Source organism: Pseudomonas sp. L5B5, assembly GCF_020520285.1.
Classification (GTDB): Bacteria; Pseudomonadota; Gammaproteobacteria; order Pseudomonadales; family Pseudomonadaceae; genus Aquipseudomonas.
Map to the genome: position 1 here is coordinate 1,184,697 of NZ_CP084742.1, position 22,216 is coordinate 1,206,912.

Annotated in this window: 18 protein-coding genes and 1 pseudogene; 6 read left to right on the forward strand and 13 right to left on the reverse strand. The window is 66.7% G+C overall.

What is annotated here, in order from left to right; all coding sequences use genetic code 11:
* Position 1: 1 nt before the first annotated feature.
* From LGQ10_RS05425 to LGQ10_RS05435, 3 genes are all read right to left on the reverse strand, one after another.
* Positions 2-3,769, reverse strand: coding sequence for a nitrate reductase subunit alpha (locus tag LGQ10_RS05425; protein WP_226524871.1), 3,768 nt, complete (start codon positions 3,767-3,769; stop codon positions 2-4).
* Positions 3,770-3,839: 70 nt separating this feature from the next.
* Positions 3,840-5,237, reverse strand: coding sequence for a NarK family nitrate/nitrite MFS transporter (locus LGQ10_RS05430; protein WP_226524872.1), 1,398 nt, complete (start codon positions 5,235-5,237; stop codon positions 3,840-3,842).
* Positions 5,224-6,519, reverse strand: a complete 1,296-nt coding sequence (locus LGQ10_RS05435) for an MFS transporter (RefSeq protein ID WP_226524873.1) — start codon at positions 6,517-6,519, stop codon at positions 5,224-5,226. Before LGQ10_RS05435 ends, LGQ10_RS05430 begins: the two co-directional genes overlap by 14 nt.
* Positions 6,520-6,833: 314 nt before the next feature.
* On the opposite strand from LGQ10_RS05435, the gene LGQ10_RS05440 reads away from it, so the two are divergent.
* The 3 genes from LGQ10_RS05440 (at position 6,834) to LGQ10_RS05450 (ending at position 10,027) form a co-directional block, all read left to right on the forward strand.
* Positions 6,834-8,624 carry a HAMP domain-containing protein gene (locus LGQ10_RS05440; RefSeq protein WP_058436686.1) on the forward strand — a complete coding sequence of 597 codons (1,791 nt, stop codon included), beginning with the start codon at positions 6,834-6,836 and terminating at the stop codon, positions 8,622-8,624.
* Positions 8,621-9,268 carry a two-component system response regulator NarL gene (gene narL / locus LGQ10_RS05445; RefSeq protein WP_226524874.1) on the forward strand — a complete coding sequence of 216 codons (648 nt, stop codon included), beginning with the start codon at positions 8,621-8,623 and terminating at the stop codon, positions 9,266-9,268. Before LGQ10_RS05440 ends, narL begins: the two co-directional genes overlap by 4 nt.
* Before the next feature lie 81 nt (positions 9,269-9,349).
* Complete coding sequence (locus tag LGQ10_RS05450) at positions 9,350-10,027, forward strand: Crp/Fnr family transcriptional regulator (protein ID WP_226524875.1); 678 nt, start codon at positions 9,350-9,352, stop codon at positions 10,025-10,027.
* On the opposite strand, the gene ubiT is transcribed toward LGQ10_RS05450, so the two are convergent.
* From ubiT to norR, 7 genes are all read right to left on the reverse strand, one after another.
* Complete coding sequence (gene ubiT, locus LGQ10_RS05455) at positions 10,015-10,509, reverse strand: ubiquinone anaerobic biosynthesis accessory factor UbiT (RefSeq protein ID WP_058435901.1); 495 nt, start codon at positions 10,507-10,509, stop codon at positions 10,015-10,017. The genes LGQ10_RS05450 and ubiT overlap by 13 nt on opposite strands.
* Complete coding sequence (locus LGQ10_RS05460) at positions 10,503-11,393, reverse strand: U32 family peptidase (protein WP_226524876.1); 891 nt, start codon at positions 11,391-11,393, stop codon at positions 10,503-10,505. Before LGQ10_RS05460 ends, ubiT begins: the two co-directional genes overlap by 7 nt.
* Positions 11,394-11,403: 10 nt before the next feature.
* A complete protein-coding gene (ubiU, locus tag LGQ10_RS05465; RefSeq protein WP_058435903.1) occupies positions 11,404-12,399 on the reverse strand; it encodes a ubiquinone anaerobic biosynthesis protein UbiU in 996 nt (331 codons plus the stop codon).
* Between the two features lie 130 nt (positions 12,400-12,529).
* Positions 12,530-13,732 (reverse strand): gephyrin-like molybdotransferase Glp, encoded by a 1,203-nt coding sequence (gene glp / locus LGQ10_RS05470; protein ID WP_413247607.1) that lies wholly within the window; start codon positions 13,730-13,732, stop codon positions 12,530-12,532.
* A 29-nt stretch (positions 13,733-13,761) separates the two neighbouring features.
* Positions 13,762-14,316 carry a molybdenum cofactor biosynthesis protein B gene (gene moaB / locus LGQ10_RS05475; RefSeq protein ID WP_226524878.1) on the reverse strand — a complete coding sequence of 185 codons (555 nt, stop codon included), beginning with the start codon at positions 14,314-14,316 and terminating at the stop codon, positions 13,762-13,764.
* A gap of 99 nt (positions 14,317-14,415) precedes the next feature.
* Positions 14,416-15,063, reverse strand: coding sequence for a pyridoxamine 5'-phosphate oxidase (pdxH, locus tag LGQ10_RS05480; protein WP_226524879.1), 648 nt, complete (start codon positions 15,061-15,063; stop codon positions 14,416-14,418).
* Positions 15,064-15,143: 80 nt separating this feature from the next.
* Positions 15,144-16,664, reverse strand: a complete 1,521-nt coding sequence (gene norR / locus LGQ10_RS05485) for a nitric oxide reductase transcriptional regulator NorR (RefSeq protein WP_226524880.1) — start codon at positions 16,662-16,664, stop codon at positions 15,144-15,146.
* 180 nt (positions 16,665-16,844) lie between these two features.
* Here norR and LGQ10_RS05490 point away from each other — a divergent pair.
* Positions 16,845-17,279: pseudogene (locus tag LGQ10_RS05490) on the forward strand (hemerythrin domain-containing protein); the annotation flags it as partial.
* 62 nt (positions 17,280-17,341) lie between these two features.
* Here LGQ10_RS05490 and LGQ10_RS05495 read toward each other — a convergent pair.
* On the reverse strand, positions 17,342-17,779 hold the full coding sequence (locus LGQ10_RS05495; RefSeq protein ID WP_226524881.1) for a hypothetical protein: 438 nt from the start codon (positions 17,777-17,779) through the stop codon (positions 17,342-17,344).
* Positions 17,780-17,795: 16 nt separating this feature from the next.
* On the reverse strand, positions 17,796-18,986 hold the full coding sequence (locus tag LGQ10_RS05500) for an NnrS family protein (RefSeq protein ID WP_226524882.1): 1,191 nt from the start codon (positions 18,984-18,986) through the stop codon (positions 17,796-17,798).
* A 491-nt stretch (positions 18,987-19,477) separates the two neighbouring features.
* Here LGQ10_RS05500 and LGQ10_RS05505 point away from each other — a divergent pair, with 491 nt between their 5' ends.
* Positions 19,478-20,161, forward strand: coding sequence for a Crp/Fnr family transcriptional regulator (locus tag LGQ10_RS05505; protein ID WP_058436880.1), 684 nt, complete (start codon positions 19,478-19,480; stop codon positions 20,159-20,161).
* Entirely contained in the window at positions 20,158-20,349 is a 192-nt protein-coding gene (locus LGQ10_RS05510) for a protein DnrP (RefSeq protein WP_226524883.1), read from the forward strand. Before LGQ10_RS05505 ends, LGQ10_RS05510 begins: the two co-directional genes overlap by 4 nt.
* 22 nt (positions 20,350-20,371) lie before the next feature.
* On the opposite strand, the gene LGQ10_RS05515 is transcribed toward LGQ10_RS05510, so the two are convergent.
* Complete coding sequence (locus LGQ10_RS05515) at positions 20,372-22,210, reverse strand: nitric oxide reductase activation protein NorD (protein ID WP_226524884.1); 1,839 nt, start codon at positions 22,208-22,210, stop codon at positions 20,372-20,374.
* Positions 22,211-22,216 lie beyond the last annotated feature (6 nt).

Sequence of the window (22,216 nt, forward strand, 5' to 3'; positions counted from 1 at the left end):
CTCATTCCATCTCGGTGGGCAACGGTTGTGGCAGCTCATCGCCACGGGAACCGTCGAGCCAGTCGACCTCGGCCATCTTGCGCACCACGACGAACTCGTCGCGGTTGCAACCGACCGTGCCGTAATAGTTGAAACCGTAGGCCTGCTGGGCATAGCCGCCGATCATGTGGGTAGGCTTGAGCACCACCCGGGTCACCGAGTTGTGGTGGCCGCCACGGGTGCCGGTGGTCTCGGAACCGGGCACGTTCACGATCCTCTCCTGGGCGTGGTACATCATCACCATGCCCTCCTTGACCCGCTGGCTGACCACCGCCCGGGCAGTCGCCGCACCGTTGGCGTTGAAGCACTCGATCCAGTCGTTGTCCTCGATGCCGGCACGCTTGGCGTCGATCTCCGAGAGCCAGACGATCGGCCCGCCGCGGCTCAGGGTGAGCATCAGCAGGTTGTCGCTGTAGGTGCTGTGGATCCCCCACTTCTGGTGCGGGGTGATCCAGTTGAGGACGATCTCCGGGTTGCCGTTGGCGCGCTTGCCCTTCACCGCCTCGATGGTCCGGGTGTCCACCGGTGGCCGGTAGCTCATCAACTGCTCGCCGAAGGCCTGCATCCAGGGGTGGTCCTGGTAGAACTGCTGGCGACCGGTGATGGTGCGCCACGGGATGTTCTCGTGGACGTTGGTGTAGCCGGCGTTGTAGCTCACGTGATCGTCTTCCAGGCCGGACCAGGTCGGGCTGGAGATGATCTTGCGCGGCTGGGCCTGGATATCGCGGAAGCGGATCGCCTCATGGGCCTTGGATTGCGCCAGGTGGCTGTGGTCGATACCGGTGAACCGCGACAGGGCTTCCCAGGCCTTGAGCGCCACGCGGCCGTTGGTTTCCGGCGCCAGGGACAGCACCACTTCGGCGGCGTCGATGGCGGTGTCGATCTTCGGCCGGCCCTGGCTGATGCCCGCCTCCTGCTCGCGGTAGTTCAAGTCGCCGAGCAGCTGCACTTCCTCCTCGGTGTTCCAGTTGATGCCCTTGCCGCCGTTGCCGAATTTTTCCAGCAACGGGCCCAGGGAGGTGAACTGCTTGTAGATGTTCGGGTAGTTGCGCTCCACCACTTGCAGGTTCGGCGCGTTCCTGCCCGGCTGCGGTGCCACCCCGGCGGTTTTCCAGTCGCTGCCGCCGAAGGGCTGGGCCAGCTCGCCGACGCTGTCATGCAGCAGCGGCACGGTGACCAGGTCCTGTTCGACCCCCAGGTGACCTTCGCTCATCTCGGAGAAGGCCTTGGCGATGCTCTTGTAGATTTCCCAGTCGGTACGCGACTCCCAGGCCGGGTCGATGGCCGCCGACAGCGGGTGGATGAAGGGGTGCATGTCCGAGGTGTTCATGTCGTCCTTCTCGTACCAGGTCGCGGTCGGCAGGACGATGTCGGAGTACACGCAGGTCGAGGACATGCGGAAATCCAGGGTGGTGACCAGGTCCAGCTTGCCGGTCGGGCCCTGCTCGACCCATTCGGCTTCCCCGGGCTTGCAGTCGCCGGACTGGCCGATGTCCTCGTTCATCACGCCGTTGCGGGTGCCCAGCAGGTACTTGAGCATGTACTCGTGGCCCTTGCCGGAGGAGCCCAGCAGGTTGGAGCGCCAGATGAACATGTTGCGCGGGAAGTTGGCCGGGTTGTCGGGCTGTTCGCAGGCAAAGCGCAGGCTGCCGTCCTGCCAGCCCTTGACCACGTAATCCTTGGGCGCCATGCCGGCCGCGGCGGCGTCGCGGCAGATGTGCAGCGGGTTGACGCTGAACTGCGGCGAGCTGGGCAGCCAGCCGGCGCGCTCGGCGCGGATGTTGTAGTCCAGGGCGTGCTCGGGGAACTGGCTCTTGTCGGCCAGCGGCGAGAGCACGTCGTGCATGTTCATCTTCTCGTGGCGCCACTGCGAGCTGTGGGCATAGAAGAAGCTGGTGCCGTTCATCTGCCGTGGCGGCCGGCTCCAGTCCAGGCCGAAGGTCAGGGGCAGCCAGCCGCATTGCGGGCGCAGTTTTTCCTGGCCGACGTAGTGGGCCCAGCCGCCACCGGTCTGGCCGATGCAGCCGCAGAGCATGAGCATGTTGATCAGCCCGCGGTAGCTCATGTCCATGTGGTACCAGTGGTTGAGCGCCGCGCCGAGGATGATCATCGAACGGCCACGGGTCTTGTCGGCGTTCTCGGCGAACTCCCGGGCGATCTGGATCGCCTTCTCGCGGCTGACGCCGGTGATCTGCTCTTGCCAGGCCGGGGTCCCGGGCACGCTGGCATCGTCGTAGTCGCGGGCAACGTTGGCGCCGCCCAGGCCACGGTCGATGGCCAGGTTGGCCGCCGACAGGTCGAACACCGTGGCCACCTTGACCTGGCTGCCATCGGCCAGGGTCAGGTTGTGCACCGGCACCCGGCGAAACTGCACGGCGTCACCGGCCACATGCTGGAAGTGTTCCTGGGACTCACCGGCGAAGTAGGGAAATGCCACTTCGGCGACGTCGCCGCCGATCAGGCTCAGGCGCAGGTCGATCTCGCGGCCGTCGGTGCCTTCACGGGGCAGGATGTTCCACTTGCCCTGCTCGCCCCAGCGATAGCCGATCGAGCCCTGGGGTGAAACCAGCTGGCCATCGGCGTCGAGGGCGATGGTCTTCCATTCGGGGTTGTTGTCCTGGCCCAGGTTGTCGGCCAGGTCCGAGGCCCGCAGGAAGCGGTCCGGCTGATAGCCGGCACCCGGCGCGGTGCCGAGCATCGGCTTGAGCAGCACCAGCACGGGCAGGTCGGTGTAGCGCTTGGCGTATTCGGTGAAATAGGTGCTGGGCCGATCCAGGTGAAATTCCTTGAAGATCACATGGTTGAAGGCCTGGGCCAGCGCGGCGTCGGTGCCCTGCTTGGGGTTGAGCCACAGATCGGTGAGCTTGGCCACCTCCGAATAGTCCGGGGTGATGGCCACGGTCTTGGTGCCCTTGTAGCGCACCTCGGTGAAGAAGTGCGCATCGGGGGTGCGGGTCTGGGGGACGTTGGAGCCCCAGGCGATGATGTAGTTGGAGTTGTACCAGTCGGCCGATTCCGGCACGTCGGTCTGCTCGCCCCAGACCATCGGCGAGGCCGGCGGCAGGTCGCAGTACCAGTCGTAGAAGCTCAGGCAGGTGCCACCGATCAGCGACAGGTAACGGGCGCCGGCGGCGTAGCTGATCATCGACATGGCCGGGATCGGCGAGAAACCCACCACCCGGTCGGGGCCGTACTGCTTGACGGTGTAGACGTTGGCGGCGGCGATGATCTGGGTCACCTCGTCCCAGCTGGAACGGATGAAACCGCCCATGCCGCGCTTGCTCTTGTAGGCATCGGCCTTGGCCGGGTCCTCGACGATGCTGGCCCAGGCCTCTACCGGTAGCAGGGTCTGGCGCGCCTCGCGCCACAGCTTGAGCAGGGCCTTGCGCACCTTGGGGTACTTCAGGCGGTTGGCGCTGTAGATGTACCAGCTGTAGCTGGCGCCCCGGGGGCAACCGCGGGGTTCGTGGTTGGGCAGGTCGGTGCGGGTGCGCGGGTAGTCGGTCTGCTGGGTTTCCCAGGTGATCAGGCCGTTCTTCACGTAGATCTTCCACGAGCAGGAACCGGTGCAGTTCACCCCGTGGGTGGAACGCACGATCTTGTCGTACTGCCAGCGCGAACGGTAGACGTTCTCCCAGTCGCGCGATTCCTTGCGAGTTTCCCCGTGACCGGCGGAAAACTCGCCTTGCTTGCGGTTGAAAAACCGCAGTTGATCCAGCAGATGGCTCATGATGCTGTCCTCTCAGGCGTGCTGCGGGGTTCTGTGCCCCGACTCGGCAAAGGTGGAATGGGCGGGCATGTCAGCAAGGGATCTGGGCGCCCTTGCGGGCGTACCACCACCAGGTCACGACGATGCAGCTCAGGTAGAACCCCACGAACATGTAGAAGGCCAGCGCCGGGCTGCCGGTCATGGTCATCGAGGTGCCGAAGGTCTTGGGAATGAAGAAGGCGCCAAAGGCCCCCATGGCCGAGCTGAAGCCCAGCACGGCGGCGGACTCCTTGCCGGCGTCCTTGAGCGCCTGCTCCCGGGCGGCGCTGTCCTTGCCGCTGGCGGCGCGCTCGTGCAGCGTGCGGAAGATCACCGGGATCATGCGAAAGGTCGAACCGTTGCCGATGCCGGTGGTGATGAACAACAGCATGAACAGGCCGAGGAAACCGTAGAAGTTGCCGCCCTGCCCCGGCTGCGGGATGAACGCCAGCACCCCGAAGACCATCAGGATCATCAGCACGAAGTTCCACAGGGTCACCCGCGCACCGCCCAGCTTGTCCGCCAGCCAGCCGCCCAGCGGCCGGACCAGGGCGCCCACCAGGGGGCCAAGGAAGGCGAACGTCAGGGCATTGACCTGGGGGAAGGCAGTCTTGATCAGCAGCGGGAACGCCGCCGAGAAGCCGATGAACGAACCGAAGGTGGCCAGGTACAGCCAGCACATCAGCCAGTTGTGCTTGCGCTTGAAGATCACCGCCTGCTCGCTGAACGAGGCCCTGGCGCTGGACAGGTCGTTCATGCCGAACCAGGCCGCCAGGGTCACCAGCAGGATGAACGGCACCCAGATGAAACCGGCGTTCTGCAACCACAGCCGACCACCGTCGGCCAGCACCTGGGGCTGGCCGCCCAGCACACCGAACAGGCCGAAGGTGATCACCAGCGGCACGCAGAACTGCATCACCGACACCCCGAGGTTGCCCAGCCCGGCGTTCAGGCCCAGGGCCGTGCCCTGCTGCGACTTGGGGTAGAAGAAGCTGATGTTGGCCATGCTCGAGGCGAAGTTGCCGCCGCCAAAACCGCACAGCAGCGCGATCAGCACGAACACGCTGTAGGGCGTGGCCAGGTCCTGCACGGCAAAACCCATCCACAGCGACGGTGCCAGCAACGAAGCCGTGCTCAGGGCGGTCCAGCGCCGGCCACCGAAGATCGGCACCATGAACGAGTAGAACACCCGCAGCGCTGCTCCCGAGAGCCCCGGCAAGGCCGCCAGCCAGAACAGCTGGTCGGTGCTGAAGCTGAAACCGATGGCATTCAGGCGCACGATCACCGTGCTCCAGACCATCCACACGGCGAAGGCCAGCAACAGCGCGGGGATCGAGATCCACAGGTTGCGGGTAGCCGTGCGCTTGCCACTCTGGCCCCAGAAGGCCGGGTCCTCCGGGCGCCAGTCGTGAATCACCGGGCCTGTGCCGGGCGTGTTAAGAACCGACATGTTCTTCTCCTTGGGAAATGCTCGAAAACGGTGCCTGAATGACGGGGGGCTGCTTGCCCAGTAGCGGGCGCCGGCGGATCTCGCTGAAGTACATCCAGATCAGCGATACCCAGACCACGCCATACATCAACATGAAGCAGGAAGAGCGCACGCCGGTGAGGTCCACCAGGGCGCCGAACAGGATCGGCAGGATGAAGCCGCCCAGGCCACCGGCCAGGCCGACGATGCCCGAGACCGCACCCATGTTCTGCGGGTAGTCGTTGGCGATGTACTTGAAGACCGAGGCCTTGCCGAAGGCGAAGGCGATGCCCATGACAAACAGCAGCACGGTGAACAGCGCAGGGTTCAGGCCGATATGGAAATCCAGCGGGCCGTTGACGGTCTGCACCTGCAACTGGGTCTGCGGGTACGACAGCAGGAACAGGCAGACCCAGCTGACCCACAGCACCCACCAGGTCACGCTCTGGGCTCCCCAGCGGTCCGACATCCAGCCACCCACGGCGCGCAGCACGCCGCCCGGCAGGGAGAAGCAGGCGGCCAGCAGCGCGGCGCTTTGCAGGCTGAAGCCGTACTCCTGCACGTAGTACTTGGTCATCCACAATGCCAGGGCCACATAACCGCCGAAGACGATCGAGTAGTACTGGCAGTAGCGCCATACGGCAGGCTCGGCCAAGGCCTTGAGCTGCTCGCCCAGGCCGACCGTCGAGACCCGGCGATGGGCCTTGTTGTCGGCGCTGAAGAACCAGAACAGCAGCGCGGTGATGAACAAGATGGCGCTGAACACCTTGGGCACCAGCTGCCAGCTGCCGGCGGCGATCAGCGCCGGGGCCAGGAACTTGGTGACGGCGGAGCCGGCATTGCCAGCGCCGAAGATGCCCATGGCCAGGCCCTGGTTCTCCTGTTCGAACCATTTGGCGACATAGGCGATACCCACGGAGAACGAGCCTCCGGCCAGGCCGACGAACAGCCCCAGCACCAGGAACTGCCAGTAGGTGGTGGCGTAGCTGATCAGGTACAGCGGCAGCACGCAGGCCAGCATCAGCAGGAAGAACACGCTGCGCCCGCCAAAACGGTCGGTGAGCATGCCCAGCGGCAGGCGCACCAGGGAGCCAGTCAGCACCGGGGTAGCGGTCAGCAGGCCGAACTGGGTTTCGTTGAGTTGCAGCAGGTCCTTGATCGGCACGCCGAGCACGGCAAACATCATCCAGACCATGAAACAGACGGTGAAGGCCAGGGTACTCATGCCCAGCACCAGGCCTTGGCGTAATCGTGGTTGAGTCATCTTGGAGTCTCCAGCCATTGATCCATGGCTGCAGACTAGGGAGACAAACCCCGCAAAAACTTGACTCCGATCAAAGAAGCCCAGGCGCCTGAATGTCTATGCTTGCGCCGCCTACCTCCAAGGAGGTAGCGCCGAAAAACCTCTGAACCCTTTGTTTATCAGGGCCTTGAGGGTTTTCTCGCAACCTGTGCGGGATGACCTCAAGCGACCAACTCTTTAGAGGTAGAGCGCCAGGGACAGGCTGCGAAACGACCTTTTGCCTTCCTGGAGCGCTACATGCACCCTTTTGCCCCCCTGCCCCTCGGCGGCCATCGATGATCGCCTGGCTGCGCAGTTCGCTGCCGGCGCGCGCCGGGCTGGCGGTGATCCTGATCAGCGTGCTGGCCCTGGCCAGCTCCCTGAGCGCCGGCCTGATCGCCTGGTTCAGCCAGGGTGACGCGGCGGCGATCAACACCGCAGGCTCGGTGCGCATGGAGACCTACCACCTGAGCTGGAAACTGGCCGCCGGGGCCGGCGCCGACGAAGTCGAGCGCATCAGCCAGAGTCTGCAGCAGCGCCTCAACAGCCCGGCGCTCAAGGGCGTGCTGGAAGACGGCAACAACCTGGACCTGCAGCTCAGCTACCGGCAGTTGCAGGACGATTGGCGGCAGGTCCTGCAACCGGCGCTGGAGAGTGGCGACGCCGTACTGTTCCAGGCCAGCACCCAGCCTTTCGTCGAGCGGCTCAACCAGTTCGTCAGCCTGTTGCAGCATGAGAACGAGCACAAGCAGGGCTGGCAGCAGTTGATCCAGGGCACCGCGTTGTTCACCACCATGATCGTGCTGCTGTTTGGCCTGTACGAACTGCAGTCGAACGTGATCAGCCCGCTCAAGGAGCTGGTGGACGCAACCCAGCGCTTTCGCTGCGGTGATTTCAAGGCCCGGGTCAACCACCAGTCCGAGGACGAACTGGGCCAACTGGCCACCAGCTTCAATGCCATGGCCGAGACCATCGAGCAGTCCCACCGCACCCTGGAAACCCAGGTCCGGCAGAAGACCCTGCACCTGCAACAGGCCAACGCCGCACTGGAGCTGCTGTACCAGAGCAGCCGCAGCCTGGCCACCCGCCAGGCCAACGCCGAAGGCCTGGATGAATTGATCCGGCGTTTCCAGGAACGCCTGCCGGGCCTGCGCCTGTCGCTGTGCCTGCAAGGCCAGGCCCAGGCCCGGCAGCTACTGGCCCTGCATGGCAGCGACAACCGGCAGATCTGTGCCAGCAGCGACTGCGCCAGTTGCCAACAGCGCAGCGACAGCGTGACCTTCGCCATCAGCAACCAGGGCGGCACCTTCGGTGAACTCAAGGCGCACTTTCACAACGGCCTGGAACCCCAGCCTTGGGAAATAGAGCTGATCCAGGCCCTGGCCAACCTGATCGGCACGTCGCTGCAACTCAAGCGCCAGCGCGAGCAGGATCACCGCCTGGTGCTGCTGGAAGAACGCGCGATCATCGCCCGCGAACTGCACGATTCCCTGGCCCAGGCGCTGTCGTACATGAAGCTGCAGGTCAGCCGCATGCAGACCCTGATGCGCCGCGGCGAACCGGTGGCCACCCTGGAGAACGTCACCAGCGAGCTGCGCGAAGGCCTGAATACCGCCTACCGCCAGTTGCGCGAGCTGCTGACCACCTTCCGCCTGCGCATCCACGACGCCGGGCTGGTGCAGGAGCTCAAGGACACCGCCGACGAGTTCTCCCGCCGGGGCGAATTCCAGGTGCACTTGCACATCGACAGCCTGGCCTTCGAGCTGTCCGCCAGTGAACAGATCCACATCCTGCAGATCACCCGCGAAGCGCTGTCCAACTGCCTGCGCCATGCCCACGCAGAAAACGCCTGGCTGCAGCTGCGCCAGCACGGCGAGCGGGTGTGCCTGTCGATCGAGGACGATGGTCGCGGGTTCAGCGGCAACCACGACCTGCGCGAGCACCACGGCCTGAACATCATGGACGAGCGGGCCCGCAGCCTGCGCGGCCAGTTGCAGATTTTCTCCCGGGAGCCCCAGGGCACCCTGGTGAAGATGGAATTTCGCCCGGAGTTCCTCGGGCGCCTGACAGAAGGTAATCCCTCATGACCCCCTCCCCGCGCCACCGCATCCTGCTGGTGGACGACCATCCGATGATGCGTCGCGGCATCCGCCAGATGCTCGAACTGGAAGACGACTTCGCCATCGTCGGCGAAGCCAATCATGGCGCCGAAGCCCTGGACCTGGTGCAGACGCTGCAGCCGGACCTGATCCTGCTGGACAACAACATGCCGCAGATGAACGGCATCGAGACCTTGCGCCACCTGCGGGCAAACCAGTTCGCCGGCAAGATCCTGCTGTTCACCGTGTCCGACAGCGAGGACGACATTCGCGATGCCCTGCGCCTGGACGCCGATGGCTACCTGCTCAAGGACATGGAACCGGAACTGCTGATCCAGTACATCCGCGACGCCCTGGGCGGTGCCCTGGTGATCAGTCCGGGGCTGACCCGGGTCATGGCCCAGGCGCTGCGCTCGCCACCGCGGCAGAACGAGGTCGAACTCACCGAGCGCGAACGCCAGGTCCTGCGGACCATCGCCAGCGGCTACAGCAACAAGGTCATCGGTCACAAGCTGGGCATCACCGAGGGCACGGTCAAGGTGCATGTGAAGAACCTGCTGCACAAGCTGGGCCTGCGCTCGCGGGTCGAAGCGGCCGTCTGGGCCATGGAGCACCTGCGCCACAACGCCTGACTGCTCCTTTGGAGGTAGGCCGGCGGAGGCATGGGCCGCCGACGGCCGCCGCCCTACCATGGGCGGCAGCGGAGGTACGCCATGCTCAATCACCCATCCACTGTCCTGCTCCTGCGTCGCCACTACCTGTTCGCCAAGCTGCCGGGCAAGGTCTTCGAGGATGTCTGCACCCTGGCCACCCTCAAGCGCCTGGCCTGCCACGACACCCTGGTGCGCCAGGGCGAACCGGCCACGCGCTTTTTCCTGCTGGTCAGTGGCCAGATCAAGCTCTATCGGCTCAACGTCGAGGGTCAGGAACACCTGGTGGAGGTGATCCAGCCGGGCCAGACCTTTGCCGAGGCCTTGCAGTTCAGCCAGGCCCACAGCTTTCCGGTCAGTGCCAGCGCCCTCAAGGACTGCGTGCTGGTGAGCATCGACGGCGCCCACTACCGCCACGCCCTGCAGGACCAGCCCCAGGTGTGCCTGGCGGTCATGGCCAGCATGAGCCTGCATCTGCACCAGCGCCTGCGGGACATCGACACCCTGATCCTGCCCAGTGCCTGCCGCCGGGTGATCAACTTTCTGCTGCAGGAATGCGACCCCCGGGACGGTCGGGTCGAGCTGCAAGTGTCCAAGCGCCTGGTGGCCTCCAAGCTCGGCATTCAGCCGGAGACCTTCTCGCGCACCCTGCACCGGCTGGTGGATGAGGGCCTGATCAGCATGCAGCGCGGCAGCATCCAGATCCTCGCTGCCCAGCGCCTGGCCGACTATCCGGGCTGAGCCTCTGGCCCGCGGGCGCCAGCCAGGCCCTTGCCGGCGCGCTCCAGGTGGCGCCACAACCAGGCCGGCAGTACCTGCGGGTCGAGGCTGTCGATCAGGTTCTTCAGGGTCAGCCCCAGTTCGGTATCGCCCTCGATCACCAGGCGCCGACGAAAGAACAGGGTATCGGGATCTTCCTGGCGGCTGGCCAGCAGCAGGAACTCGCGCCAGTTGCCACGGATGGTGACGTCGGCCCGGGCCCGCTGGGCGATGCCCAGGCCGTCGCGGTGACGGGTCAGGTACCAGGTCAGGTCCAGGTCGGCGATGCGCAGGCACAGCCAGCGTCCGCGCAGCAGGTCGAATTCGCCATCGCCCAGGGGCTCGGCCAGGCAGCGGTTGAGCGCCTGTTCCAGGGTCAGCCGCTGAAGGGCGAACGGCACCCGGCGCACCAGCGGCAGCACCCGGTCCGCGCCCTTGAGCAGCCATTGCGCAGGGATCAGCACAAGCCCGCCTCCTCTACTCGCAGCATGCCTGCCTGGCCATGCCAGTAGCCGTTGCAACCCTCGACGAATACCGGCGGCGTCTGGCCCCGGCAGACCCCGGCGAAGGCTTGCACCACCTCGACCATGCCTTCGGCCCGGGGGCTCAGGCGCAGCAGGTCGGCGCCGCAGGCCACCAGCCCGGGATAGTCGGCCAGCAGGTTGGTGACCTCGGCCGACATGGTCTGGATGCCATTGAGGGTGAACAGCGCCTGGCCCTCCTGGCTGCTCAGGGCCATGCCGTCGGGGTAGCTGATGCAGCAGAACTGGCAATCGTCCTTGGGCCGGTTTTGCGCCCGGGCGGTAAAGCAGCGGGCCGAATAGGCCAGCGGCAGATGTCCGTAGGCGAATACCTCGACCTCAGGCAACGCCCGGTCCAGCCCGGCCACCTGCTCGAGCACCGCACGGATCAGCGTGGCCGAGCACTCCACCGGCGGCACCCAGCGGATCATCCCGCAGTCCTGCAGCTTGGCCAGGGCGTGGCCGTTGTACAGGTTCAGCGCCGGGCCGGCCACGAACGGCAACTGGCGCTCGACCAGGAACTGCACCGCGCCCATGTCGTTGGCCTCCACCAGGAACTCGCCGTTGTCACACAGGCGCCGCAGGCTCGACAGCTCGGAGGCGGCCTCGATCAGGGTCAGGCCCGACAGCACGACCTGCGCCGTACCGGCCTGCTGCAGCTCGCGCCCCAGGCCCAGCCACTGGTCGAGGTTCAGCGCCCGGCGCTTGGAGCACACGGTTTCCCCCAGGTAGATCACATCCAGCGGCAGGGCCGCCATCTGTTCGTAGAATCGTGCCAAGCGTTCCTTGTCCCAGTAGTAGAGGACGGGTCCCAGGCTGAGCTTCATTTCAAGTCCCTCATTGCCATGAACGGTGGTAGGCGCCCAGGGTGGTCTGGCTGCCTTCGGAAAGGCCAGCCAGTACCTGCCGCCACTGGTCCTTGACCGCAAAGTGATCGGGCGCCAGGCGATGGGCGTCCAGCGCCGCGCGCCAGACCCGGGTGACCTGCTCGACATAGGCCGGGCTGCGCTGGCGCCCTTCGATCTTCACCGCCTGCACGCCGATCGCCGCCAGCTCCGGCAGCAGGTCGAGGGTGTCCAGGCTGGTGGGTTCTTCCAGGGCATGAAAACGCTTGCCCTCGACCATGAACCGGCCCTTGCACAGGGTCGGGTAGCCGGCTGGCTCGTCGGGACCGTAGCGGTCGATCAGCACCTCGCTCAGGCGTGCGCTCAAGCCCTCGGCATCCTCGCTCCAGCGCACCGCCTTGGCCGGCGAGCAGACGCCGCACAGGTTCGGTGACTCACCGGTGATGTAGGACGACAGGTGGCAACGGCCCTCGGCCATGATGCACAGGCTGCCGAAGGCGAACACCTCGATGGGCACCGCGCTGTTGACCGCCACCTGGCGCACCTGGGCCAGGGACAGCACCCTGGGCAGCACCGCGCGGCGAATGTTGTAGTGCTGGGAGTAGAACGCCAGGGCGCTGGCGTTGGTGGCCGAGCCTTGCACCGACAGGTGCAGGCTCAGGTGTGGGTGGCGCTCGGTGGCATAACCGAGCACGCCGGGATCGGCGGCGATCAAGGCATCCACGCCATGGTCCGCGGCGCGATCCACCGCTCGCTGCCAGCGCTGCCAGCCCTGGGGCTGGGGATAGGTATTGACCGCCACGTAGAGCTGGCGCTGGTGCTGGCGGATATGGGCGACGGCGGCGTCGAACTGCTTGTCGTCCATGTTCAGCCCGGCGAAGCTGCGGGCATTGGTGTCATCGCGAAAACCGACGTAGACCGCATCGGCGCCTTGGCGTACCGCGGCCTTGAGTGCAGGCAGGTTGCCTGCCGGGCAGACCAGTTGCATGGGCATTCCTCTTCAAAGAACCTGCTCCACCCACCTTTCGTACAGACCGCGAGCAGGCCCGGAGCGCTGGAAAAAGCGCTGCCAGTCTAGCCAGCGCTCCCGCCAGGACCTTGACGATAATCAAGAGCGCTCACTGCATCAGGTCGGCGAACGACAGGAACTGCACATTGTCGTGGCGATGCAGCCGTTGCTCGCACTCCACCAGCGCCAGGCCATCGGCCCAGCAAGCGGCGCTGAGCATCGCCGAGCTTTGCTGCGGGTGCAGTTGCACGCTGCAGCGGCCATCGCCTTCGGGCACCAGCCGGGCGCGCAGGTACTGACGTCGACGGTTGGGTTGCCGCCAGTCGAAACCGGCCGGCAGCGCCAGCGGCTGCGGCATGACATCGCGCACGCCCTGGCTGCGCAGCAGGAACGGACGCAGCACCACCAGCGCGGTGATCAGCGCCGCGGCCGGGTTGCCCGGCAGGCCGAGCCAGGGCTTACCCGCCACTTCGCCAAATGCCAGGGGCTTGCCCGGCTGGATGGCCAGGCGCCAGAAGTCCACCTGTCCCAACTCCCGGATCGCCTGCTTGAGGTGATCCTCCTCGCCCACCGAGACCCCGCCTGAGGTCAGCAGCAGATCGCATTCCTGGGCCGCCAGGTGCAGGGTCTGCTTGCTGGCCTGCAGCTCGTCGGCCATCGCCCCATAGTCATGCACAGCCACGCCCCAGCCCTGGAGCAGTGCCGACAGGCAATAGCGGTTGCTGTTGTAGATCTGCCCCGGCGCCAGGGGCTGGCCGGGCTCGCGCAGCTCGTCGCCACTGCTCAGCAGGCCGACCCGCAACGGTCGGTAGACCTCGACCCAGCTGACCCCGCACGCCGCCAGCAGGCCCAGCTCCTGGGCCCGCAGGCGCTTGCCGGCCTGCAGCAGCAGATGACCTTCGCGCACCTCTTCGCCGGCCTTGCGCACATGCTCGCCGACCTTCACCGAGGGCAGCCACAGGTGTGCGCCTTCGACTCGGCACAGCTCCTGGGGCACTACCGTGTCGGCACCCGGTGGCAAGGGCGCGCCGGTGAAGATGCGCACGGCCTGTCCGGGCAGCAGGACGGTGGTCGCCGCCTGGCCCGCGGCGACGCGACCGGACAGGACCAGGCTGCCGCCAGCGGCCGGCAGGTCGGCCGCGCGCAGGGCATAACCGTCCATGGCGCTGTTGTCCCAGCCCGGCAGGGCACGCGGGGCGTGGATGTCCGTCCCGAGCACCCGGCCCAGGGCCTGGTCCAGGGCCACGCAATGCAGTTCCGGAGGACGTGGCGCGCGCTCGAGCAAGTGGGCGATGGCCACGTCCACCGGCATCAGTGCGCCGCTACCACAGGGTCCGGCGCTCACGGCCGGGCCTCGCAGGCCTCGACGGCCTGTCCGGGCTGGGGCTTGAGGTGCGGGGCGAAGTTGCACGGGCCGGTGCGGCTGTCCAGCTGGTTATGCAGGATCTGCGTCCAGGCGGTGCGGCAGGCCCCGGGCGAGCCGGGCACGCAGCACACCAGCACGCCGTTGCTCATCCCGGCCAGGGCCCGGGATTGCAGGGTCGACAGGCCGATCTCGGCCAGGGACACCTGGCGGAACACTTCGCCGAAGCCTTCCACGTGCTTGTCCAGCAACGGCAGGACCGCCTGGGGCGTGTTGTCCCGGGCGGTGAAGCCGGTGCCGCCGGTGGTCAGTACCACCTGCACCGCAGGGTCGGCGATCCAGCGCGAAAGCGTGGCACGGATCTGGTAGATGTCGTCCCGGACCAGGTCGCGGTCCACCAGCGCATGCCCGGCGGCCTGCAGCAGGTCGACCAGGGTCTGTCCGGAACTGTCGGTATCGAAGGTGCGGGTATCGCTGATGGTCAGCACCGCGATGTTCAAGGGTTCGAAAGTGCGTTGCGCCAAATGGGCCATGGCTTGGGCATCCTGTGGTCTGGAGTTGGGGATGGGCCCAAGCCTGGACCCAAAGCCCCGGCGAACCTATCCCTCCTTGGAGGTACCTCCGGAGGCGATTCAGGGCGCCAGGCGCTGACGCCGCCAGCGGCCGTCCTGGCAGCGGTAGTCGAGACGGTCGTGCAGGCGGTCCGCGCGGCCCTGCCAGAACTCCAGGCGCTCGGGACGCAAGCAATAGCCGCCCCAATGTTCGGGCCGCTGCATGGGTTCTTCGACGAAACGGCGGATGGTCTGCGCGAGCATGGCCTGGAGTTCATCACGGTCGGCCAGCGGCCGGCTCTGTGGCGAGGCCCAGGCCCCAAGGCGACTGGCCACCGGCCGGGAGTCGAAATAGGCATCGGACAATGCCGGCGCCAGGCGCACCACCGTGCCCTCGACCCGTACCTGGCGCTCCAGGGCCGGCCAGAAGAAGGTCATGGCGGCCTGGGGGTTGGCGGCCAGTTCCTGGCCCTTGGCGCTCTGGTAATTGCCAAAGAAGGTGAACCCCTCCTCGCTCACGCCCTTGAGCAGCAGGACCCGGCAATGGGGTCGGCCCTGACTGTCCACGGTCGCCAGGTGCATGCTGTTGGCCTCCACCGGGGCGGTCTCGGTCTCCCGGGCCTGCTCCAGCCACTGGCCGAACATCATCAGCGGATCATCCAGTGCCTGCGCTTCGTGCAGGCCCCCGAGGGTGTAGTTGCGGCGCATCTGGGCGAGGGACAGCGGCATGGCGGTGATCTCCTGGGAAGTGATGCGCAGTCTGTAAGGACCGCCACCTGCCCACCTTGACCCCCATCAATGCCGCGCAGCTACTTGAGCCGCAAGCGCCTGGCCAGCTTGTGCAGGTTGCTCGGGTCCACCGCCAGCAGTCGCGCGGCGCCCGCCCAGCTGTCGCCGCTCAGGCGCAGCGCCTGGACGATGCACTGGCGCTGGCAGGCATCCACCGCATCGCCCAGGGACGTGAAAGGCAACCCGGGTTCGGCCGGCAGTTCCGGCGGCACCGGCGGTGCCGGGCTGCTGTCCAGGTCCAGTATCTCGGGTTCCAGGGTGATGATCCGGCTGCGGCTGCCATCGCGGCTGAGCTGCTTGAGCGCGGCGCGGCCAATCACATGTTCGAGTTCGCGCACGTTGCCCGGCCAGCGGTAGCCCAGCAGTGCCCGCTCGGCGGCCGCCGACAGGCGCAACCCGCGCAGGCCCAGGCGGGTGCGATTGAGCTCGAGGAAATGCCCGGCAATCATCAGCACATCGTTGCCGCGTTCGCGCAGCGGCGGGATCGGCACCGGGTACACCGACAACCGGTGGTAGAGATCGGCGCGAAACAGGCCGTCGCGGATGCTGTCGGGCAAGTGGCGGTTGGTGGCGGCAATGATGCGCACATCGACATGCAGCGGCTTGTCCGCCCCCAATCGCTGGATCTCGCCATTTTGCAAGGTCCTGAGCAGCTTGGCCTGGACACTCAGGGGCAATTCGCCCACTTCGTCGAGAAACAGCGTGCCGCCATTGGCCGCGTCGAAGCGCCCGGCGCGATCACTGGTGGCCCCGGAAAAAGCGCCTTTGACATGGCCGAACAGCTCGCTCTCGGCCAGGGACTCGGGCAACGCCGCGCAATTGACCTGCACCAGCGGCTTGTGGCTGCGGCGCGACAGGCGATGCAGGCGCCGGGCGAACAGTTCCTTGCCGACCCCGGTCTCGCCCAATAGCAGCACCGGCAGCTCCGAGTCGGCCAGGACATCCAGCTCGTTGAGCAGCTGGTGCAGCACGTCGCTGCGTCCCAGGATCTCGCCCTCCTCCAGCGGCCGGCGCAGATCCTGGGGCTCGCTGCGCGACAGGCGCAGGCTGCGGTTCTCCTGCTCCAGGCGGGTGACCCGCACGGCCGCCTCGATCTGCAGGGTGCAGCGCTTGAGCTCATCCCGGGCATCGAGCCCGAACGTCCCGGCCTGCAAGGCATCCAGGGTGATCGCCCCCCAGATCCGACCTTCCACGTACAGGCTCACGCCCATGCAGTCATGCACCGCCAGCGGCTCGCTGAGGGCCGTGTCGAGCAGGCCGTCGTAAGGGTCCGGCAGGCGGCTGTCGGGCTCGAACCAGGTCGGCTCGCGCGAGGCCATGATCGCCGCCAGCCGCGGGTGCTGGGCAATCACGAAACGCCGCCCGAGGGCCTCATGCACCAGGCCGACGGTGGCCACCGGCCGCAGGCTGTCGTCCTCCAGGCGCAACAGGCCGACCGCACCGCACTTGAAGTATTCGCGCAGGGTCTGCACCAGTCGTTGCAACCGCACGGCATTGGGCAACTCGACGATCAGGTCGGCGGCCAGGCTTTCTCGCAACATGGTGGTCCTCACCCTCTATGGTCATATCTACCCTGAAGTATCGAGGTGGATTTCACCACACGCCGGGCAACAGCCATTGATTCCGGGCAATCAAAACTGGCATGGGCGATGCAATCACCAGGAAAACCCCCGCACCCGACCAGGAATCCCCTGATGAACCAGACACTCTCCCCGAACGAGCTCATCGAGCACATTCTCTCGCGTTATCACGACCGTCACCGCCAGCAACTGCCGGAGCTGATTCGCCTGGCGCGCCGGGTCGAACAGGTGCATGCCGGCGACAGCCACTGCCCCGAGGGCCTGGCCGACCACTTGCAGGACATGCAGCAAGAACTGGAAAGCCACATGCTCAAGGAGGAACAGGTGCTGTTCCCGATGCTGCAACGGGGCATGGGCCGCCAGGCCGGCGCGCCGATCCACGTGATGCGCCTGGAGCATGACCAGCATGGCGAGGCCCTGGCGCGACTGATGCACCTGACCCAGGACATCACCACACCTCAGGCTGCCTGCAACACCTGGCGCACCCTGTACAGCGGCCTGCAGGAGTTTCGCGAGGACTTGCTGGAGCACATCCAGCTGGAAAACGACGTGCTGTTCACCCAGGCCCTGCAGTAACCCCGCCCTTCAAGCCCCCTCCAGCGCCGACCCACCCTCGGGGAACGGGTCGGCTACAGCGCTCAGTGCCAATAGAACATGGCCTTGGCCAGGATCACGATCAACACCATGTGCCCGAGGATGCTGCGGCGGATGCCCAGCGCCCGGCCTTCGCTCAGGCGCCCGCCAAGCAACCAGAACGCCAGCAGCAGGTAATGGCCGATGATGCTCAGGGCCAGGACGATCTTCAGCCCGAGCAGGCTGGCGAAGGCGCTGCCGAACGGATGCCCCAGGGCCAGGCGATGGTGCCAGGCCAGGCCGAGCCCGGCGCCATAGAGCAACAGCACTACCCCATGCAGGACCTTGCGCGAGCGCACCGACAACGCCTGGTCGACCCCGCCCTGGGCGGTGGCGGGGACCTGGCGGCGAACCGCCGGCCAGATGAGCAGTTCGAAGAACAGCGTGCCGATGAAGGCAATGGCCGCCAGCAGGTGAATGACCAACAGATAGGGATAGAACATCTGCGTCTCCCGGACCTTAACCTGGGTGGCCGTCGACCCGCGGTTGCCACAGCATCGGCCCGTAGCGCCAGGCATACAGGGCGAAGGCCAGGGCCCAGCACACGCCCGCCAGCCACAGGCCGGCCAGCGGCAGCCACGGCACCAGCAGCACCCGGCAGACGCCGGCCAGGTTGATCAGGATGAACGCCAGGGTCATCCCCGCCGGCGGCTGCAGCGGCCGTCCGGTATGACCCAGGCTGACCCGGGCAATCATCGCCAGGATCAACCCGGCCATGGCGCCGATGGTCAGGCAATGCACCGCCAGGCTCGGGTTCAGCGCCACCCCGCCATGCCACAGGGCCATGCCCAGGCAGGCCAGCGCCAGCCATCCATAAGCCAGGTGCAGCGACCACAGCAGCGGCACGTGCCACAGGCCGCGATCATGCCAGCGCCACAGGCGCACCAGGTGCCCGGCTGCCAGGACCGCGAACAGCACGCCGAGCCAGGGGCTCGGGGACAGCGCCAGCCCGCTGGCATACAGCAGTGCCACCAGGGCCGACCCCGCCAGCAACAGCCAGTCCAGCCACGGCCAGGGCACGACGGCTTCGGTTCGACCCAGCCCACGCTGGGTGAAGAAGGGAATCACCCGACCGCCGATCAGCCCCATGATCGCCGCCACCAGCCAGATGCCGGCAAGCACGGCCTGGCGTTGCCAGCCATCGTCGCCCCGGGCCAGGCCGTACACGGCCAGGCCATCGACCACGGTCAGCAACAGCAGGACCAGCACCAACGGGTAGTTGCGCTGCTGGCGCACTCGCCACAGGGTCCGGGCCATGACCACCGCCACCATCAATGGGAAGCCCAGTTCCAGCACGGCCAGCAGCGGCCAGGGCAGGTTCACCAGCCACGCCAGGCGGGCGGCCAGCCAGAGCAGCGCCAGGGCCGCCAGCGGCTTGCCGGATACCCCCGGCTGGCCGGTCCAGGTCTGCACCGCGGTCAGCAGGAAGCCGGCGATGATCGCCAGGCCGAAACCGAACAGCAGTTCATGGCGGTGCCAGGCCAGCCAGCCACCGGCCGGCTGCCAGTTGCCCAGCCTGCCCTGCAGCGCTGCCAGCCACAGCGGCACCGCGAGCAGGGCCAGGACACAGCCGCCGAGGAACATCGGACGAAACGCCAGGCGCAGCAATGGCACCATGGCCAGGGCCTTTCGACGATCGAGTACTTGCATCAAACCACTCCTTCCCTTGTTGCCGGTGCCGTGTACGGCGAATCGAATCCCGGCGCTACCTTCTGCCATTTTTTCCGGCTGTTGCCGCTGCTGCACATCAATGAAGCGGTGGATGGACGAAGCAGCGGCGAACACCCCATGGCGGTCGAATCGGACTCTGCAAGGGTCGTGCCCCGCGCCCGGCACCGGCCGGCTGGCAGCCAGGGGCCGGAAACAGGGTAAAAACAACCCGATCAGGGTCATTAAAACCCATTGCATCAGGGTCATTTAAACCCTGCCGCCCTCCCACCCCAGGCATTGCGGGGGCCGGGGGCTGGTCCGGGTCTTGCTCGGCAGTGCTGTCCCTCGTTCCCGGAGTCCCCATGAAAAACATCGTCCAGCCCCTCGCCTGGTTCCTGGTCCTCGGCGCGCTGGTGGCCACCGCCAGCGGCATCTCGCTGAGCCTGGTCTGAACCCGTTCCCTTCCCTTTCCCGCATGAGGATGAATAGCCATGGTGCTTCACCGAGTCCATCACCAGATCCTGCGCAGCCATCACCTGTTCGAGCCCTTGAACGACGAGCAACTCGACGAGCTGATGGCCAGCAGCCAACTGCTCAGCATCGACAAGGGCGAACCGCTGTTCCACCAGGGCGAGCCGGCCGAGGCTTTCTATTTCGTGATTGCCGGGGCGGTGAAGATCTACCGCCTGACCCCCGACGGCCAGGAAAAGGTCTTCGAGGTGATCGGCCCGCGCCAGACCTTCGCCGAGGCAATGATGCTGATGGACACCAGCAACTACGTGGCCTCGGCCGAGGCGGTCGGCCCGGCGCAGCTCTACCGGTTGTCCAATGCCACCTACATCCGCCTGCTGCAGAGCAACAGCCGGCTGACCTTCGCCCTCCTGGGCAAGCTCAGCGTGCGCCTGCACCAGCGGGTCAACGAGATCGAGACGCTGTCGCTGAAGAACGCCACCCACCGGGTCGTGCGCTACCTGCTCACCCAGCTGATGCAGAGCGAACCGGTGGAGCGCCAGTTCGACCTGCCGATGGCCAAGCAACTGATCGCCGGGCACCTGGCGATCCAGCCGGAAACCTTCTCGCGGATCATCCGGCGCCTGATCGACGACAAGATCATCAGCCAGGATGGCCGGCGCATCGTCATCCTCGACCGGCCACGGCTGGAGCAATTCGAATGAGCGCCCTGCCCCAGTGCCTGTACTGCCAGCAGCCCAATGCGCTGCAGGCCAGCCACTGCCAGCACTGCGGCATGCCGCTGCCGGCCAAGGCGGCACAGGCCGGCATTCGCCGGCAACGGCGCTTCATGGGGTTCTGCCTTGCCCTGACACTGTTCTGCCTGGCGATGGTGCTGTGGTTGCCGCGCTAAGTGGAGCGGCCCTGGCCTGGCCTCAGGGCTGGGTCAGTTGGCGGTACAGCTGTGGCAGGCGCAGGGGCAATTGTTCAGGCTGATGGATCAGGCTGTAGCCGTTGCTGCCGAACAGGTACGGCAGGTAGGCCCCGGCCTCGCGATCGATGGTGATGCAGAACGGGGTCAACCCCTGGCGCCGGGCTTCGCGCAACGCCTCGCGGGTGTCCTCGACGCCATAGCGCCCTTCGTACAGGTCCAGGTCGTTGGGCTTGCCATCGGTGAGCAGCAACAGCAGCTGGCGCTGGTGCTTGCGTCCTTGCAGCAGGCACGTGGCCTGGCGGATCGCCGCGCCCATGCGGGTGTAGTAGCCCGGCCTGAGGCCCTGGATCCGGCCCCGGATGCGGTCGTCGTAGGCCTGGTCGAAACCCTTGAGCTCCTGCATTCGCACCTGCTGGCGGCGCAACGAAGAAAAACCGTACAAGGCGAAATCGTCACCGAGCACCGACAGGGTCTCGCCGAACAGCAGCAGGCTGTCGCGGATCACCTCGATCACTCGGTGCTGGTCGTTCAGGTGCGCATCGGTGGACATCGACACATCCGCCAGCAGCAGGCACGCCAGGTCGCGCCGGGTCTGGCGCCGCTCCAGGAACAGGCCGCGCGCGGCGCTCTGACCGTGTTGGCGCTCGACATGAAAATCCAGCCAGGCTTGCAGATCCAGTTCGCTGCCCTGGGGTTGCTGGCGCAACCACTGACGCTGATCGCGCAGTTGCTCGAATTGACGACGCAGGCGCCGCGCCGCAACCCGCAGATGCTCCGGCAGCGGTTGCGGCGTGGACTCCCGGGGCTCGAACAGCTGCAGGTTGACGAAGCCCTCCTGCAATCGCCCCTGGCGATAGTCCCATTCCGGCAGCTTGATGCCCTCGCCCAGGGGCAGATCGTCGATGTCCGCCGGCGGCAGGTCCAGGTGCAGCTTGAGGCCGCCCCCCTTGCGAATGCGGGTGCGCGACAGAGTCAGGTGGTCGAGATCCTCGGCGACCCGGGCGGCGTCCGGGTCCTGGCTGTCATCCTCCCAGCGATCGAGTTCGACGTGCTCGGTCCAGCTGAACAGGTTTTCCAGGCGCACGATCAGCAACCCGCCCTTGGCCGGAGCGTCGTCGATGCGCGTGGCTCGCTTGCGCCCACCCTGCTGCTCACCGGTGCCGGTCGGCAAGTCGCCGTCGGCCTCTGCAAGGTCCGCCGCCTGCGGACTGGCCAGGTGCAATGGCGGGTATAGCCACAGCGGCAGCGGCCAGGCCGCCCGCTCACTGCGGGGAAACTCGCGCACACTCCCCGGCTCGCGCAGGGCCTGGCGCAGGGCGCGCTCCAGGGCCGCCTCGTCCGGCTTCAGCGCGGCCGGATCGGGGCGCAGCTGCAAGTGCGCCTCCACCAGGCGCCGGTAGCGAGCGGCCAGCCCCGGATACCCCTGCAGCAGTGCCTGGGTCCAGCGCTGGTTGTCCCGGCCCCAGTGGCCCATGGGCCCGGCCTGGGCCGCCAGCAGCACCAGCCAGCGATAGAGTTCTTCATTGAGCTGCGGATCGGGAAACACCGCCAGGCTCGCCGGCAAGCGCAGGTGCTGCTCGTCGCAACAGGCCAACGGCGCTTGCCGGCAAGTACCGGCGATCTGCTGCAGCAGGTTGCGACGCAGCAGCAAGTCACGCTCGCTGGCCGCCTCGAGGGTCTTGCCGGGCGCACCGCCCATGGCTCGATAGAGCACGCCCAGTGCCCGCTGCCGGGACGCCAGTTCGACCCTGGCTTCGGGAAAATCACTGCTGGCCCGGCGGGTGATGAAGCGATGCCAGAGACTGCCGACCCATTCTTCCAGTTCAACCGTGATGGCCATTGCGGC

Bases quoted from the DNA above. Each gene is read 5' to 3' on its own strand.
- LGQ10_RS05435 (WP_226524873.1), bottom strand. From the start codon at position 6,519: ATGACTCAACCACGATTACGCCAAGGCCTGGTGCTGGGCATGAGTACC.
- LGQ10_RS05425 (WP_226524871.1), bottom strand. From the start codon at position 3,769: ATGAGCCATCTGCTGGATCAACTGCGGTTTTTCAACCGCAAGCAAGGC.
- LGQ10_RS05505 (WP_058436880.1), top strand. From the start codon at position 19,478: ATGGTGCTTCACCGAGTCCATCACCAGATCCTGCGCAGCCATCACCTG.
- ubiU (WP_058435903.1), bottom strand. From the start codon at position 12,399: ATGCAACTGGTCTGCCCGGCAGGCAACCTGCCTGCACTCAAGGCCGCG.
- norR (WP_226524880.1), bottom strand. From the start codon at position 16,664: ATGTTGCGAGAAAGCCTGGCCGCCGACCTGATCGTCGAGTTGCCCAAT.
- glp (WP_413247607.1), bottom strand. From the start codon at position 13,732: ATGCCGGTGGACGTGGCCATCGCCCACTTGCTCGAGCGCGCGCCACGT.
- LGQ10_RS05460 (WP_226524876.1), bottom strand. From the start codon at position 11,393: ATGAAGCTCAGCCTGGGACCCGTCCTCTACTACTGGGACAAGGAACGC.
- LGQ10_RS05515 (WP_226524884.1), bottom strand. From the start codon at position 22,210: ATGGCCATCACGGTTGAACTGGAAGAATGGGTCGGCAGTCTCTGGCAT.
- LGQ10_RS05500 (WP_226524882.1), bottom strand. From the start codon at position 18,986: ATGCAAGTACTCGATCGTCGAAAGGCCCTGGCCATGGTGCCATTGCTG.
- LGQ10_RS05440 (WP_058436686.1), top strand. From the start codon at position 6,834: ATGATCGCCTGGCTGCGCAGTTCGCTGCCGGCGCGCGCCGGGCTGGCG.
- moaB (WP_226524878.1), bottom strand. From the start codon at position 14,316: ATGGCCCATTTGGCGCAACGCACTTTCGAACCCTTGAACATCGCGGTG.
- narL (WP_226524874.1), top strand. From the start codon at position 8,621: ATGACCCCCTCCCCGCGCCACCGCATCCTGCTGGTGGACGACCATCCG.
- LGQ10_RS05430 (WP_226524872.1), bottom strand. From the start codon at position 5,237: ATGTCGGTTCTTAACACGCCCGGCACAGGCCCGGTGATTCACGACTGG.
- LGQ10_RS05450 (WP_226524875.1), top strand. From the start codon at position 9,350: ATGCTCAATCACCCATCCACTGTCCTGCTCCTGCGTCGCCACTACCTG.
- LGQ10_RS05495 (WP_226524881.1), bottom strand. From the start codon at position 17,779: ATGTTCTATCCCTATCTGTTGGTCATTCACCTGCTGGCGGCCATTGCC.
- LGQ10_RS05510 (WP_226524883.1), top strand. From the start codon at position 20,158: ATGAGCGCCCTGCCCCAGTGCCTGTACTGCCAGCAGCCCAATGCGCTG.
- pdxH (WP_226524879.1), bottom strand. From the start codon at position 15,063: ATGCCGCTGTCCCTCGCCCAGATGCGCCGCAACTACACCCTCGGGGGC.